Source organism: Mesorhizobium qingshengii, assembly GCF_900103325.1.
Taxonomy (GTDB): domain Bacteria; phylum Pseudomonadota; class Alphaproteobacteria; order Rhizobiales; family Rhizobiaceae; genus Mesorhizobium; species Mesorhizobium qingshengii.
The window spans coordinates 265,756-279,810 of sequence record NZ_FMXM01000006.1; the positions used below are offsets into that span (position 1 = coordinate 265,756).

Genomic DNA, 14,055 nt, shown 5'->3' on the forward strand with positions numbered 1-14,055 from the left:
CGCGTTAACCCCGGCGGCAGGCCGCCAGCCCTTGCCTTGTTCGCGCCAAGTTTTCGGCGGAACGGTCTGGCCACCCAAGCCGTTACTTCGAAGCAATTTGCGAAAGGACTCACCCATGATCAAGAAACTCGCCTGCGCCGCTGCCCTCGCCACGACGGTATTCGCCGCCGCCCCGGCCAGCGCCGGCAAGCTGCAACTCGGCACCCTCGACTGCACCATAGATGGCGGCACCGGCTATGTCGTCGCCTCCAACAAGGGCGTGTCCTGCACCTTCAGGCCGCATCATGGCGGCCCGTCGGAGATGTATACCGGCGTCATCTCCAAGATCGGCGTCGATGTCGGCAAGACCCATCAGGGCCAGCTCGTCTGGGCCGTGCTGGCGGCAACGCGCGACCGCGACGCGGGCGATCTCGCCGGCAGCTACTATGGCGTCAACGCCGAAGCGAGCGTTGTCACCGGTGGTGGCGCCAATCTGCTGGTCGGTGGGCTGAACAGCGCCTTCATGCTGGAACCGCTCAGCGTCCAGGCACAGACCGGCGTCAATCTTGCCGTTGCCGTGACCTCGCTCGAGTTGATCCACTCGTTCAAGTAAATGCATGGAGCCAAGTGCTCCATGCCCCTCACCCTGCGGCGCGGAACCGGATAGGATGGTTCCGCGCCGTTTGATTTTTGAGCAATTCCAGGAAAAGTGTGAAACGGTTTTCCGTCCGGAATAGCGTCAAAAAAGATAGAGCGGTTCCGAACCGCTCGGGGGACCGCCATGCCGAAGACAGCCTTCGCCGCTGCCATAATCGCAACCGTGCTTGCCGGCGCGGCTCAGGCGCAGGACCGGGGCATAGAGCTCGGCACGCTTGACTGCGCCATCGGTGGCGGCACCGGCTTCATCTTCGGCTCGAGCAAGGATTTGAGCTGCACCTTCACCCCAGCCGACAAGAGCTTTGCGCCGGAAGCCTATTTCGGCGCGGTCAACAAATACGGCCTCGACATCGGCACCACAAAGCAGTCGGTGATGCAGTGGCTGGTGCTGACGCCGTTGAAGAACATCTACGCGCCGGGCGCGCTGGCTGGAGACTATATCGGCGCCAGCGCCGAAGTGACGGCCGCCGTCGGCGCAGGCGCCAACCTGCTGGTCGGCGGCTCCTCGCAGGCCTTCACCTTGCAGCCGCTCAGCCTGCAGACACAGACCGGCATCAACCTCGCCATCGGCGTCAGCCAGTTCCAGTTGCGCAGCACCGAGAACTGACCGCGACGAAGACCGCCGATCCTGGAAGACGGCCGCGAGAACAGGCTCTCGAAAAACTGCTTGAGCTCAACCACGGTTGAGGTTTTACAAGCCTGCCCCGAATGGAGCAGCGCCTTGCCAGGCGTTGCCGATGCGCATGGTCCTGCCGGAAACCCATACTGGCTTCTGGTGTCGTGCGCTCGCATCGAGATATGGAAGGCGAGAATGGTCGAAATCAGCACAAACCGGGTCGACTGGCGCGCATTGTGGGCAAGCGGCGACCTGGCGCGCTTCTGCTTCATCAGCCTCGGCATCCTGCTGCACGCCACCAACGAGACGATGGTGGCGACTGTCATGCCCGCCATGGTCGGAGAACTGGCCGGCGTGCAGCTCGTCGGCTGGTCGCTGGCGATCTACGAGCTCGGCGCCATCGTCGCTGGTGCTGCGGCCGGACGGCTGGTGAGCTATGTCGCGCTGCGCACCAACATGGTGGTCGCCGCCCTGCTCTATGCCGCCGGGGCGCTGATCTGCGCCACCTCGCCTTCCATGCAATTGTTCCTTGCCGGCCGCCTCGTCGAAGGGTTGGGGGGCGGTGCGCTGGTCTCGCTCGCCTTCGTCTCGGTCGAGCGGCTGTTTTCACGCGCCATCTGGCCGCAGCTCTTCGGCATTATGTCGGCGATCTGGGGCGTCGCCGCCTTCAGCGGGCCGATGCTCGGTGCGATCATGACCGAGCTCCTGTCATGGCGCTGGGCCTTCGGCATCTTCACCTTTGGTGGTGCCGCCATGGCCCTGGCCAGCGTGATTGTCCTCAACACGCCCGAGGCAACAAGGCCGCAGGCAACCAGCAGCAAGGCACCGCCTTTCCCCTTCATCGCGCTCGGCTGCCTTGCCGTAGCCGTGGTGCTGATCGCCTCGGCCGGCGTCGACATTGCCTTGCTGCGCTCCTCGCTGCTGATGGTCCTCGGCCTCATTGGCCTGGCGCTGTTCTTTTACATCGACGCGCTCAAGCCTCGCTCTCGGCTTTTCCCGGCGCGGCTGTTCTCGTGGCGCACGCCGGTCGGTGCCGGCATGACCATGGTTGCCGCCTTTTCGGTAGCGACCTGCTCCTTCGGCGTCTATGGACCGCTGCTGCTGACCAGCCTGCACGACATTCCGCTGCTGACCACCGGCTACATCATCGCCGCCGAATCGATCGCCTGGTCGATCCTGTCGATCCTCGTCGCCAATGCGCCGCCGCGGCGCGAACGGCTGATCATCGTCGGCGGCGCGGTAATGATCGCGTCCGGCATCGCCGGTTTTGCCTATACGATACCGGCAGGGTCCATTCCTCTGATCCTGATGTGCGCCTTGTTGCAAGGCGGCGGCTTCGGCATCGCCTGGCCCTTCCTCACGCGCGTCATCGTGGCGTCGGCGCGACACGACGAACAGACCATCGCCTCCGCGGCGGTGCCAACCATGCAGCGCATCGGCTACGCCGTGGGAGCCGCGCTTGCGGGGATCGTCGCCAATGCCAGCGGCTTTTCGGAGGGACTGAACCATGACGCGGCGGCGAATGTCGCGACCTGGCTGTTCCTCGCTTTCGTGCCGCTCGGCATTGTCGGCTGCCTGGCGGCCTTGCGGACATCGACGACGGCGAACCGGCTGCAGGAGGCTATCGGTTAGGACAGAATCCCGAGAGGTCGAATGGACCCTCGCTCATTCGACCTCGCGCAAGCGGTAGCCAACACCGGTCTCGGTGGTGATATAGCGCGGTTGGTCGGGGGTCTTCTCGATCTTCTGCCGCAGCTGCCGGACATAGACCCTGAGATACTGCACGTCGGTCGAATCGCCCCAGACCTGCTTCAACAGGAAATGGTGGGTCAGGACCTTGCCGGCGTGCTGCACCAGGATGCGCAATATGTCGTATTCCTTTGGCGACAGCTTTACGTCCTTGCCTTCGACCTTGACGATGCGCTTGACCAGATCGACGGACAGGTCGCCGGTGTGGAACACCGGCTTCTCGCCCTGTTGCTGGAACTTGTGCCGCAGCGCGACGCGAATGCGCGCGACCAGCTCGTTCATGCCGAAAGGCTTGGTAACGTAGTCGTCGGCGCCAAGTTCCAGGGCGTTGACGATGCCGGCCTCGTCGGTGCGGCTGGAAAGAATGACCACCGGTATATCGAGGCCATCGTCGCGCCATTTGCGCAACAGTTCGTGGCCGCCCATGCCGGGCAGGCCAAGATCGAGCAGCACCAGATCCGGCTTTTCCGCCTCCATTAGCTCGATCGCCACCCTGGCGTTCGGCGCCTCGCTGATTGCATAGCCCTGGCTGCCGAGGCCGACGCGAAGCAGCTTGCGGATCGGTGGTTCATCATCGACAACCAGTATCCTGACGTTCGAGTTTGTCATGCAAAGTCACCAACGTCGTGGTCGCCTGCAATGCGGGCATCGAGATCGGGCGGGTTCGCCGGCTTCGGCATCCTGATGGTGAAAACCGCGCCCGAACGGTCGGTTCGGTTCGCCGCCGAGATCGTGCCGCCCATCGCTTCGATGAAGCCACGGCAGATCGACAGCCCAAGCCCGGTGCCGGCGCGGACTTGGTCGCGCTTTCGCACCCGGTAGAAGGTATCGAAAATCCGTTCCAGATCGCCGGGAGGAATGCCCGGCCCTTCATCCATGAGCTGCAAGATGACGGAACCATTGTCGGTCCAGCCCTGCACACGGATCGTCGATCCGGCGGGCGCGTATTTCGCCGCATTGTCGAGGAGATTGAACAACGCCTGCTCGAACAGGACGGGATCGACCTTCAACATCGGCAGATCCGAAGGGATGTCCGTCTCGATCTTGTGCTCGCCGATGATTTTCCTGGCTCTCTGCAACGCCGAGCCAACCATGTCGCCGACATAGTGGAAGGCGTAGTTCGGTTCCATCGCGCCGGACTCGATCTTGGTCATGTCGAGCAGATTGGCGATGAAGCGGTTCAATCGTTCGGATTCGTCGAGCACGGTTGACAGCAGCTCCGCCCGGTCCTGTTCGGGCAGTGCCGGCGCGAACTCCCGCAGTGTGCCGGCAGCACCCATGATGGCGGCGAGCGGCGTCTTCAGATCATGCGAGATCGAGGTGAGAAGTGCCGAGCGCAACCTGTCCGCCTCGGCGGCGAGCTTGGCGCGGTCGACGTCGGCGACGAGCTGGATACGCTCGATCGCGACCGCTGCCTGATCGGCCAGCGCGTCGAGCAGGCGCTGTTGCTCGGGCGTCAGCAGCGGGCCCTGCTTGTCGCTGTCGAGGCCGACGACGCCGATTGCGGTGCGCCCTGTCCGCAAGGGCAGATAGAGGCGCTTGGCGCCGGGAAGCGTGTCAGCACCGCGTCCCGCGGCACGGTTGTGCTCCCAGGCCCAGCGGGCGGCGGCGATGTCGGCCTCCGCCAGCGTGTCGTCGGGCGGATAGCCGGCCTTGACGGTGATCGTTCCGTCTTCCGGCAGGAGCAGCACCACGCGCAATTTCAGCATCGAGGCGATCTGGAAGGCGGTGGCCCAGAGAACGTCGTCGAGCGTGCCGGCACCGGCGAGCTTCTTTGAAAAGAGATAGATGTCCTCCGTGGCCCGCGCCCGTGAGCGGGCGGCAACCGCCTGACGCTGCACGCGTGCCGTCAGATTGCTGGCGATGACCGCAACAACCAGGAAGACGCCGAGCGCGACAATGCTCTCCGGATCCCGGATCGTCAGCGTATAGCGCGGCTCCAGGAAGAAATAGTTGAAGGCAAGGGCGCTGACGAGACAGGCGTACAGTGCCGGCCAGAGACCGCCGGTCACCGCCGATGTCAGCACCCCGATGAGAAAGATGATCGCCAGGTTGCGAACGTCGAGAAACTGGTCGAGCAGGACGGCGAAGGCGAGCGAGCCGGCGACAAAGGCCGTGGCCTTGAGATAGGGCCGGATCTGGAACTGCCACTGCTCGTCGGCCGCCTTGACGTTCCTCGACGTTGCCTCGTTGTTGCGTTCGGTTCCCGAAATGACATGGACGCTGATGTCGCCGGCATTGCGGATGAGATCATAGGTCAGCGAGCCTTCGATCAATTCCCGCCAGCGCGACCGGGTCGGCCTGCCGACCACGATATGGGTGAAGTTGTTCGCCGTCGCATGGCCAACGATCTCCTGCGCGACGTTCTGGCCGGGAATGGTCGTCACCTCGGCGCCGAGTTGCTCGGCAAGGCGCAGGTTCGTCGCGAGCCGGTCCTTGTCTTCCTCGGACATGCCAGCCGAGCGAGGCGTATCGACATGAAGCGCCGTCCAGGGCGCGCGGAGCCGGTCGGCCAGCCTGCGCGCATAGCGAATGCGGGCCGCACCACCCGGCCGCGAGTCGACGCAGACAAGTACCCTTTCCCCCGCTGCCCATGGGCCGGGAATGGCGTGGGCCTGCATGTGGATCAGCAACTGGTCGTCGACGCGCTGCGCGGTGCGGCGCAGCGCCAGTTCCCTCAGCGCCGTCAGGTTGCCCGGCGAGAAATAGTTCTCGATCGCGCGCTGCGCGGTGTTGGGGAAATAGACCTTGCCTTCCCTAAGCCGCTTGATCAGGTCGTCGGGGGTGAGATCGATGATCTCGATATCATCGGCCTGGTCGATGATGGAGTCGGGCACCGTCTCGCGGACCCTGACCTTGGTGATCTGCGCGACGACGTCGTTGAGGCTTTCGACATGCTGGATGTTGAGCGTCGTGTAGACGTCGATGCCATGCGTCAGGATTTCCTGGACGTCGAGGTAGCGTTTGGGATGGCGGCTGCCGGGCGCGTTGGTGTGGGCGAGTTCGTCGACGAGAACCAGCGCTGGCCGCCGGGCGATGATGGCGTCGATATCCATCTCGTCGAGGATGCGCCCCTTGTATTCGACCTTGCGGCGGGGAATGACCTCATAGCCCTCGACCAGGGCCAGCGTCTCCTTGCGGCCATGCGTCTCGACGACGCCGATCACCACATCGGTGCCGTCGGCCAGTCTGGCGCGACCCGCCATTAGCATCTCGTAGGTCTTGCCGACGCCCGGCGCTGCACCCAGGAATATCCGCAGACGGCCGCGCCCCTCCCGCTCGGCATGATCAAGCAGTGCGTCGGGAGAAGGTCTGGTTTCGGTGCTTCTGTCGTCCGGCATCAGGATCGATCATGGATGGCGCCGGGGATGCTGTCGATCCCCGGGCTTCACCATTCGCTACTTCGCCGCGTCCAGCGCAAGGTTGAGAGCGAGCACGTTGACCACCGGCTCTCCCATGAAGCCAAGCTCCCTGCCTTCGACCTGGCCATCGACAAGCGCCTTGACCTTGGCTTCATCGATCCCCCTGGCCTTGGCCACGCGGGCGACCTGGAAGTAGGCCGCTTCGGGGCTGATATGCGGATCGAGGCCGCTGCCGGAAGTGGTGACGAGGTCCATCGGAACAGGCTGGTTCGGATTCTCCGCCTTCAGCTTTTCCGCGTCGCCCTTGATGCGGTCGATCAGCTTGGGATTGGTCGGACCGAGATTCGAACCGCTGGAGGCGGCGGCGTTGTAGCCGTCACCGGCAGCCGAAGGCCTACCATGGAAATACTTGTCACTGGCGAAAGCCTGGCCGATCAGTTCGGATCCGATGACCTTGCCATCCTTGTCGATCAGGCTGCCATTGGCCTGGCGCGGGAACAGCGCCTGGGCGATGCCGGTCATGCCGATCGGATAGATCAGGCCGGTCAGGGCCGTGAAGAAGACGATCATGATGATCGCTGGTCTTATCTGGGTGAGCATGGACGCGTTCCTTAAGCGAGGCCGAGGGCGGTGACGATCATGTCGATCGCCTTGATGCCGACGAAGGGGACGACGATGCCGCCGAGGCCGTAAACGAGCAGGTTGCGGCGGAGCAGCGCGCCGGCGCCGATGGCACGATATTTGACGCCTTTCAGCGACAGCGGGATCAGCGCGATGATGATCAGCGCGTTGAAGATGATGGCCGACAGGATGGCGCTCTGCGGCGTGCCCAGATGCATGATGTTGAGCGCCTGCAGCGGGCCGGTCGTCTGTCCCGGCGCGACGTAGAAGACGGCGAACATCGCCGGGATGATGGCGAAATACTTGGCAACGTCATTGGCGATCGAGAACGTCGTCAGCGAGCCGCGCGTCATCAGCAGCGCCTTGCCGATCTCGACGATCTCGATGAGCTTGGTCGGATCGCTGTCGAGGTCGACCATGTTGCCGGCCTCGCGCGCGGCGACCGTGCCGGTGTTCATGGCGACGCCGACATCGGCCTGGGCAAGGGCCGGCGCGTCGTTGGTGCCGTCGCCGCACATGGCGACCAGTTTGCCCCTGGCCTGTTCGTCGCGGATGAGCTTCAGCTTGTCCTCGGGCGTGGCCTGGGCGAGGAAGTCGTCGACGCCGGCTTCCGCCGCGATCGCCGCCGCCGTCATCGGATTGTCGCCGGTGATCATCACCGTGCGGATGCCCATCTTGCGCAGCTCGGCGAAACGCTCCCTGATGCCACCCTTGACGATGTCCTTGAGGTGGACGACGCCGAGCAGGCGCCCGTCGCGCTCGACCGCAAGCGGCGTGCCGCCAGACTTGCCAATCTCGTCGGCGATCGCCTGGAGATCCTTGACGGTGTCGCTGCCGGGGCGCGTGCCGTGGGCGGCGACCGTCGACTGATTGACATGGGCAAGCACGGAATCGACGGCGCCCTTACGTACCGACGAGCCGTCGACGTCGACGCCGCTCATGCGGGTCTGCGCGGTGAAGGGAACGAAGGTCGCGTGCAGCGTTGCCATGTCGCGGGCGCGGATGCCGTATTTCTCCTTTGCCAGGACGACGATCGAGCGGCCCTCCGGCGTTTCGTCGGCGAGCGAGGCAAGCTGGGCCGCGTCGGCCAGTTCCTGTTCGGTGACGCCCTTGACCGGGCGGAACTCGGTCGCCTGGCGGTTGCCGAGCGTGATCGTGCCGGTCTTGTCGAGCAGCAGCGTGTCGACGTCGCCCGCCGCCTCGACGGCACGGCCCGACATGGCCAGCACGTTGAAGCGCACCAGCCGGTCCATGCCGGCAATGCCGATGGCCGACAGCAGCGCGCCGATGGTGGTCGGGATCAGGGTCACGAACAGGGCGACCAGCACGGTCACCGAGATGTAGCCGCCCGAATAGGAGGCGAAGCTCGGGATGGTGGCGGTGGCCAGCACGAAGATCAGCGTCATGCCGACCAGCAGGATGTTGAGCGCGATCTCGTTCGGCGTCTTCTGGCGCTGCGCACCCTCGACCAGCGAGATCATGCGGTCGAGGAAGGTGTGGCCGGAAGCCGCCGTGATGCGCACGCGGATCCAGTCGGACAGCACCTGGGTGCCGCCGGTGACCGCCGAGCGGTCGCCACCGGATTCGCGGATGACGGGTGCCGATTCACCGGTGATCGCGGCTTCGTTGACCGAGGCGACGCCTTCGATCACTTCGCCGTCCGACGGGATGATGTCTCCGGCTTCGACAAGGACGACGTCACCGACCTTCAGGCTGGTGCCGGGCACGAGCTTGAACTTGGCGCGGTCGTCGCCGGCCAGCAGCTTGGCCTGGGTCTCGGTGCGCGCCTTGCGCAGCGAGTCGGCCTGCGCCTTGCCACGGCCCTCGGCGACCGCTTCGGCGAAATTGGCGAACAGCACGGTGAACCACAGCCAGATGATGATCTGCAGCGTAAAGCTGAAATCGCCGCCGCCGGTGACGAGATCCCTGACGAACAAGACAGTGGTCAGCGCCGAGACGACGGCGACGACGAACATCACCGGGTTCCTGGCCAGCGTGCGTGGGTTCAGTTTCCTGAAGGCGCCACCGATGGCGGGCCACAAGATGCGGGCATCCATGATGACCGCGGATTTGGACTGGCTCATTTGTTGGCTCCAGTATCGATGTTGTTGGACGGCGCCGGCTGCTCGGTCGTCGGGAAAAGGTGCGGCAAAGCGGAGGCGAGCAGCCAAAGCACGAGCAGCACGGCTGCCATGCCAAGGAAGGTCGACAGCGTTGGGAAGGGAGGAGGCCTACCCTCCCCCTCGGGTTCCGTCGGGTGTCTATCGCCTCGACGTATAGTGTTGAACCAGGGCATCTCAGAAGGTCTGGCCATGGATCATGGCCAGGTGTTCGACGATCGGTCCGATCGCCAGCGCCGGGAAGAAGGTGAGGCCGACGACGATCAGGATGACGCCGGCCAGCAGGCCGACGAACAGCGGACCGTCGGTCGGGAAGGTGCCGGCCGAGGCCGGAACCGTCTTCTTCGCCACCAGCGAGCCAGCGATCGCCAAGGCCGGGATGATGACCAGGAACCGGCCCATCAGCATGGTGATACCGAGCGTGATGTTGTACCAGGGTGTGTTGCCGCTCAGGCCGCCAAAGGCCGAGCCGTTGTTCGCCGCCGCCGAGGTGTAGGCATAGAGAACCTCGGAGAAGCCGTGCGGGCCGCCATTGGCCATGGAGGCGACGCCGGTCGGCAGAACGACCGCTATTGCCGTGAAGGTCAGCATCGCCAGCGGCAGGCAAAGGATGGCCAGCATCGCCATCTTGACCTCCTTGGCCTCGATCTTTTTGCCGAGATATTCGGGCGTGCGGCCGACCATCAGGCCGGCGACGAAGACGGCAACCACGATGAACATCAGGATGCCGTAGAAGCCGGCGCCGACACCGCCGACGATGACCTCGCCGAGCTGCATGTTGATGATCGGGATGAAGCCGCCGATCGCGGTGAAGCTGTCATGCATGGCGTTGACCGCGCCGCAGGACGCAGCCGTCGTGATGACCGCGAACAACGCCGACAGGGCGATGCCGAAGCGGCTCTCCTTGCCTTCCATGTTGCCGCCATCGATGCCAAGCGCGTGGACGAGCGGATTGCCTGACGCTTCCGCCCAGTAGCAGATGGCGACGCCGGCGATGAACAGCACGCCCATCGCGGCCAGGATCGCCCAGCCCTGGCGCTGGTTGCCGACCATGCGGCCGAACACATTGGTCAGCGCCGCGCCGAGGGCGAAGATCGTAACCATCTGGATGAAATTGGAGATCGCGTCGGGGTTTTCGAAAGGATGCGCCGAATTGGCGTTGAAGAAGCCGCCGCCATTGGTGCCGAGCATCTTGATGGCGAGCTGCGAGGCGACGGGTCCAACCGCGATCGTCTGCTGCGCGCCTTCCAGCGTCGTGGCGCTGACGTACGGGCCGAGTGTCTGCGGCACGCCGAGCCAGACATAGACAAGGGTCAGCACGATGCAGAGCGGCAGCAGGATGTAGAGCGTGCAGCGGGTCATATCGACCCAGAAATTGCCGATCGACTTCACCGACGCGCGGGCAAAGCCACGGATCAGCGCGACCGCGATGGCGATGCCGACGGCCGCGGACATGAAGTTCTGCACCGCGAGGCCGGCCATCTGCACGAGATAGGACATCGTGCTTTCGCCGCCATAGTTCTGCCAGTTGGTATTGGTCGGGAAGCTGACGGCGGTGTTGAAGGCAAGGTTGGGCTCGACAGCGGTCATGCCGGCCGGATTATAGGGCAGCACGCCCTGCAGCCGCTGCATGACATAGAGCACCAGGAAGCTGGCCAGGCTGAAGAACATGATGCCTGCCGCGTAAGTGGTCCAGTGCTGTTCTTCGCGCTCGCTGGTTCCCGAAATGCGATAGAGCCCGCGTTCGAGGGGCCCGAGGATCGGCGAGAGAAATGTGCGATCGCCGTTGAAGACGCGGTACATGTAGCCGCCGAGCGGCTTCACGAGCAAAACGACGATCCCGCAGTAGACGAGGATCTGTAGCCATCCGTTGAGAGTCATGGTTGTAGCTTTCCGTGCCTTGCGCCAGTTGCGGTCAGAAGCGCTCTGGGCGAACGAGGGCGTATGTCAGGTAGGCGAGCAGGAACAAGGTCACACCGCCGCCGAGGATATAGTCGAGAAACATGTTTCGATCCTCCGGCTTAAAGAATTTCGCAGGCTTTGATGTAGGCGAAGGAGAGGGCGAAAAACAAAACCCCTATCCCGAGAACGACGATGTCCATCGTGCGTGTTCCTTATTTTCGTTTTATTTGCGCTTCGCATTGCATGCCTGCGGCGGGCAGGTCGAAACCACATGGAAGTACTCCGTCGCGATAGATAAGCACGACCGAGTTGTGCGTTACCGGCGCAATATGGACCCGATCGCCATAAAGGTTCGAGACGGCGCGGGGTGGAAAGAAATAGGAATTTTATAAAGGTTTTGCCGGACGGCTCGTCGCCGTCAAAAGAGAAGGCGCCTTGGCAAGGGACTGCTGTTTCGCGAAGCGCAACGCACTTTGGAGAAGCAGGGGAACAAATCCTCCAATGCGAGATTGTCGACCTGAGGGCCCCACCAAAGGAGATGACAATGGCAAAACAGAAAATGCTCGACGACCTGTTTCACGATACGCTGAAAGACATCTATTTCGCCGAAAAGAAGATCCTGGCGACTTTGCCCAAGATGGCCAAGGCGGCACAAAGCGCCGACCTGAAAGCCGCCTTCGAAAAGCATCGCACTGAAACCGAGGGACATGTCGCAAGGCTGGAGAAGGTCTTCGGCGTCATCGGCAAGAAGCCCGCGGGCAAGACCTGCGCCGCCATCATGGGCATCACCGAGGAAGGTGCCGAGATCATGGAAGAGTACAAGGGATCCCCCGCCCTCGACGCTGGGCTGCTGGCTGCCGCGCAAGCGGTCGAGCACTATGAGATCTCGCGCTATGGCACGCTGAGGACCTGGGCCGGAGAACTCGGCCTCAACGAGGCGGTGACACTTCTCGAGGCGACACTGAAGGAAGAGAAGGCCACGGACGAAGCCCTGACGCAGATCGCGGAGTCCGCCGTGAACGTCGCGGCCGAAGCCGCATAGATCCGCAAGGATCGGTCGCCGCGTCTGCAATGATCTGAGGTGTGTTGAGATTCAGGCCGGGCCGAGCCGCAAATGCCGGGTTTCGAGAACCGGAGCGGACATGAAGTCTGTGAGCACCGGAAGCGGAATCCCGGCGTTTGCGGCCGGCATCACCTGAATGGCGATACACCTTAGCGCGGCTCACGCATCATGCTGAGATAGGTCGGATCGAACTCGGCGATTTCCTGCAGCCGATGCCAGTCGAGGATGGTCACCGTATGGTTTGCCCAGCTGACGACGCCGACCTTGCGCAAGGCGCCTATGACACGGTTCATATGCACGACCGAGAGACCGAGTACATCGGCCAGTTCCGCTTGCGACAACGGCAGATGGAAGCTCATGCCATTTGTGCGTTCGACAACCTGCAGCCGCACGAACAGCTCGCAGACAAGATGAGCAAGATGCGATGTCTTGGAGCGTCGTCCCATCGCAACGATCCATTCGCGGTGGATGGCGCCATCGACCAGCGTGTCCAGCCACAAGAGCCTGGTGAGGTGTGGCGCTTCCTCCGTGATCGCGCGAAGCTTGCTGTGTTCGGCGAAGATGACGTGACAGGGCGACAGCGCGACGATGCCATGATCCATGGTCTTCAGCAGGAAGGCGTGGAGGTCGACGAAGTCGCCCGGCACCTGCAATGAGGTGAACTGTCGGCCGCCATTTTCGAGCACCTTGTAACGTGCCGCCAGGCCGTCGAGGATCAACGTCGAGTAGGTCGGCCGCGATCCGGAAGCGACGATATCCTGACCGATGGCAAAATGCCTCTCGAACGTCATCGCGCTGTCCAGCAGCGCTTTTTCGGCATCGGAAAGGGCGTCGTGCTGACCGAGGTTCAGATACAGGGGTTCAAGCACCGCAATCTCCAGCGAAAAGACCTGAGAGCCGATCGCCAAGTGTTCTGTCGCAAGCCAGGAGCGGCTTCGGGTGCACTAGGCCTTCGGACGATGACGGGCATTAACATTTGTTAGAGTGCGCTTGTTCGCCGGCCAATGCCACTGGTGATGGAACAACAACGTGGTTTGCAGATTGAAGGTTGAACCACTCAACGTTCCATCAAGATCGGGTCCAGTGAGTAGATGCCAAGATATTTCATGGATCTGTACAGCTGCGACGGCCTCACGGTCGACGAAGAAGGACAGCTGTTCGATACGCCCGAGCGGCTGCGGCGCGAGGCGGTCCGCATCCTGCCCGACATCATCCGCGACGAGATGCTCGACGGCGACGGCGCGGTCGTTACCGTCAAGGTGCGGGACGAGAGCGGAAATCGCGTCCTCGTGGCATCGCTGGTCATCTCCACCCAATGGTGCGACTGAGAATTTCTCAGCCCATGTCGGGACGCAATTGAGCCAGCCATCATTTGTAATCGCCAACGCTGCCACGCTGCCGCACCATCCAAGGCAGGAGGATGCATTGAGATGACGATGTTCCCGAAAATGACGTGCCGGCAGATCGCGGCCCAATATGTCGACAGCAGAAGAACGCTGGCGACGCCGATATCGACGAAGCATGCGTTGCAGGCTCTGAAATCGGCGATGCCGGACTGCGCCCTCTCCGACCAGGAATTGGTGACCCTCGTGGCTGAGCTTGCCGTCGAGCGCGGCAGGAGCGTTGATTTCGACATCCGGGCCGAAAGGAGTAGCGGCAAATGAAACGTGCGAAAGTCGACACCGAGCGCGATGAGCGCGCCAAGCGTGAATCGCAGATCGTGATCGCCGCCGAACGGGCGGCCCGTGAAGAAAAGACGGCCAAGCTGAAAGCGCTGCGCCTTGCCGCTCAACAGGCGGACGAGCCTGCGTCGACGGCCCGCGAGCCGGGGCGCCGGCGCGGTTGATTGTCGCGCAAGCTGCACGGCCAACTTCATCGACCTGACCACGGGGCTGCGGGCTATTTGTGGGTCTCAAGGCAAAATCCCGGCCCGGCAAGGCCAAGCCGGGTTTTCCGTGGCGGCTGAGTTAGCCACCACGAGAGGAA

15 protein-coding genes are annotated in these 14,055 nt (G+C 63.3%); 8 read left to right on the forward strand and 7 right to left on the reverse strand.

Going from position 1 to position 14,055, the window contains the following annotated elements:
• The first annotated feature begins 115 nt into the window (after positions 1 to 115).
• The 3 genes from BLS48_RS12410 (at position 116) to BLS48_RS12420 (ending at position 2,884) form a co-directional block, all read left to right on the forward strand.
• The gene (locus BLS48_RS12410; protein ID WP_091577950.1) at positions 116 to 592 is read left to right on the forward strand and encodes a DUF992 domain-containing protein; all 477 of its coding nucleotides are present in this window, start codon (positions 116 to 118) and stop codon (positions 590 to 592) included.
• 168 nt (positions 593 to 760) lie between these two features.
• Positions 761 to 1,243 (forward strand): DUF992 domain-containing protein, encoded by a 483-nt coding sequence (locus tag BLS48_RS12415; RefSeq protein WP_091577952.1) that lies wholly within the window; start codon positions 761 to 763, stop codon positions 1,241 to 1,243.
• 204 nt (positions 1,244 to 1,447) lie between these two features.
• Positions 1,448 to 2,884, forward strand: coding sequence for an MFS transporter (locus BLS48_RS12420; RefSeq protein WP_091577953.1), 1,437 nt, complete (start codon positions 1,448 to 1,450; stop codon positions 2,882 to 2,884).
• Between the two features lie 33 nt (positions 2,885 to 2,917).
• Here the strand turns inward: BLS48_RS12420 and BLS48_RS12425 are convergent, their stop codons facing one another.
• The 6 genes from BLS48_RS12425 to kdpF all read right to left on the reverse strand — a co-directional run bounded on the left by BLS48_RS12425 (position 2,918) and on the right by kdpF (position 11,109).
• Positions 2,918 to 3,610, reverse strand: coding sequence for a response regulator transcription factor (locus BLS48_RS12425; RefSeq protein WP_091577955.1), 693 nt, complete (start codon positions 3,608 to 3,610; stop codon positions 2,918 to 2,920).
• Positions 3,607 to 6,342: a sensor histidine kinase gene (locus BLS48_RS12430; RefSeq protein ID WP_091577956.1), complete on the reverse strand. Its 2,736-nt coding sequence runs from the start codon at positions 6,340 to 6,342 to the stop codon at positions 3,607 to 3,609. The genes BLS48_RS12425 and BLS48_RS12430 overlap by 4 nt, the downstream gene beginning before the upstream one ends.
• 57 nt (positions 6,343 to 6,399) lie before the next feature.
• A complete protein-coding gene (gene kdpC / locus BLS48_RS12435) occupies positions 6,400 to 6,963 on the reverse strand; it encodes a potassium-transporting ATPase subunit KdpC (RefSeq protein ID WP_091577958.1) in 564 nt (187 codons plus the stop codon).
• 11 nt (positions 6,964 to 6,974) lie between these two features.
• A complete protein-coding gene (kdpB, locus tag BLS48_RS12440) occupies positions 6,975 to 9,068 on the reverse strand; it encodes a potassium-transporting ATPase subunit KdpB (protein ID WP_091577960.1) in 2,094 nt (697 codons plus the stop codon).
• A 213-nt stretch (positions 9,069 to 9,281) separates the two neighbouring features.
• Positions 9,282 to 10,985 (reverse strand): potassium-transporting ATPase subunit KdpA, encoded by a 1,704-nt coding sequence (gene kdpA / locus BLS48_RS12450; protein ID WP_091577963.1) that lies wholly within the window; start codon positions 10,983 to 10,985, stop codon positions 9,282 to 9,284.
• 34 nt (positions 10,986 to 11,019) lie between these two features.
• Positions 11,020 to 11,109: a K(+)-transporting ATPase subunit F gene (gene kdpF, locus BLS48_RS12455; protein ID WP_091577964.1), complete on the reverse strand. Its 90-nt coding sequence runs from the start codon at positions 11,107 to 11,109 to the stop codon at positions 11,020 to 11,022.
• On the opposite strand from kdpF, the gene BLS48_RS34925 reads away from it, so the two are divergent.
• Both BLS48_RS34925 and BLS48_RS12460 read left to right on the forward strand, forming a co-directional pair.
• Positions 11,108 to 11,398, forward strand: a complete 291-nt coding sequence (locus BLS48_RS34925; protein ID WP_143019418.1) for a hypothetical protein — start codon at positions 11,108 to 11,110, stop codon at positions 11,396 to 11,398. The two genes, kdpF and BLS48_RS34925, sit on opposite strands and share 2 nt — an antisense overlap.
• Before the next feature lie 152 nt (positions 11,399 to 11,550).
• Complete coding sequence (locus BLS48_RS12460; protein ID WP_167365061.1) at positions 11,551 to 12,048, forward strand: YciE/YciF ferroxidase family protein; 498 nt, start codon at positions 11,551 to 11,553, stop codon at positions 12,046 to 12,048.
• Between the two features lie 170 nt (positions 12,049 to 12,218).
• Here the strand turns inward: BLS48_RS12460 and BLS48_RS12465 are convergent, their stop codons facing one another.
• Entirely contained in the window at positions 12,219 to 12,938 is a 720-nt protein-coding gene (locus BLS48_RS12465; RefSeq protein WP_091578083.1) for a Crp/Fnr family transcriptional regulator, read from the reverse strand.
• A gap of 237 nt (positions 12,939 to 13,175) precedes the next feature.
• Between BLS48_RS12465 and BLS48_RS12470 the strand changes: the two genes are divergently transcribed.
• From BLS48_RS12470 to BLS48_RS12480, 3 genes are all read left to right on the forward strand, one after another.
• Entirely contained in the window at positions 13,176 to 13,397 is a 222-nt protein-coding gene (locus BLS48_RS12470; protein ID WP_244529568.1) for a DUF6894 family protein, read from the forward strand.
• Between the two features lie 102 nt (positions 13,398 to 13,499).
• Entirely contained in the window at positions 13,500 to 13,733 is a 234-nt protein-coding gene (locus BLS48_RS12475) for a hypothetical protein (RefSeq protein ID WP_091577969.1), read from the forward strand.
• Complete coding sequence (locus BLS48_RS12480; RefSeq protein WP_091577971.1) at positions 13,730 to 13,915, forward strand: hypothetical protein; 186 nt, start codon at positions 13,730 to 13,732, stop codon at positions 13,913 to 13,915. The genes BLS48_RS12475 and BLS48_RS12480 overlap by 4 nt, the downstream gene beginning before the upstream one ends.
• Positions 13,916 to 14,055: the final 140 nt, after the last annotated feature.

Bases quoted from the DNA above. Each gene is read 5' to 3' on its own strand.
- BLS48_RS12410 (WP_091577950.1), top strand. From the start codon at position 116: ATGATCAAGAAACTCGCCTGCGCCGCTGCCCTCGCCACGACGGTATTC.
- BLS48_RS12415 (WP_091577952.1), top strand. From the start codon at position 761: ATGCCGAAGACAGCCTTCGCCGCTGCCATAATCGCAACCGTGCTTGCC.
- BLS48_RS12420 (WP_091577953.1), top strand. From the start codon at position 1,448: ATGGTCGAAATCAGCACAAACCGGGTCGACTGGCGCGCATTGTGGGCA.
- BLS48_RS12425 (WP_091577955.1), bottom strand. From the start codon at position 3,610: ATGACAAACTCGAACGTCAGGATACTGGTTGTCGATGATGAACCACCG.
- BLS48_RS12430 (WP_091577956.1), bottom strand. From the start codon at position 6,342: ATGCCGGACGACAGAAGCACCGAAACCAGACCTTCTCCCGACGCACTG.
- kdpC (WP_091577958.1), bottom strand. From the start codon at position 6,963: ATGCTCACCCAGATAAGACCAGCGATCATCATGATCGTCTTCTTCACG.
- kdpB (WP_091577960.1), bottom strand. From the start codon at position 9,068: ATGAGCCAGTCCAAATCCGCGGTCATCATGGATGCCCGCATCTTGTGG.
- kdpA (WP_091577963.1), bottom strand. From the start codon at position 10,985: ATGACTCTCAACGGATGGCTACAGATCCTCGTCTACTGCGGGATCGTC.
- BLS48_RS34925 (WP_143019418.1), top strand. From the start codon at position 11,108: ATGTTTCGATCCTCCGGCTTAAAGAATTTCGCAGGCTTTGATGTAGGC.
- kdpF (WP_091577964.1), bottom strand. From the start codon at position 11,109: ATGTTTCTCGACTATATCCTCGGCGGCGGTGTGACCTTGTTCCTGCTC.
- BLS48_RS12460 (WP_167365061.1), top strand. From the start codon at position 11,551: ATGGCAAAACAGAAAATGCTCGACGACCTGTTTCACGATACGCTGAAA.
- BLS48_RS12470 (WP_244529568.1), top strand. From the start codon at position 13,176: ATGGATCTGTACAGCTGCGACGGCCTCACGGTCGACGAAGAAGGACAG.
- BLS48_RS12475 (WP_091577969.1), top strand. From the start codon at position 13,500: ATGACGATGTTCCCGAAAATGACGTGCCGGCAGATCGCGGCCCAATAT.
- BLS48_RS12480 (WP_091577971.1), top strand. From the start codon at position 13,730: ATGAAACGTGCGAAAGTCGACACCGAGCGCGATGAGCGCGCCAAGCGT.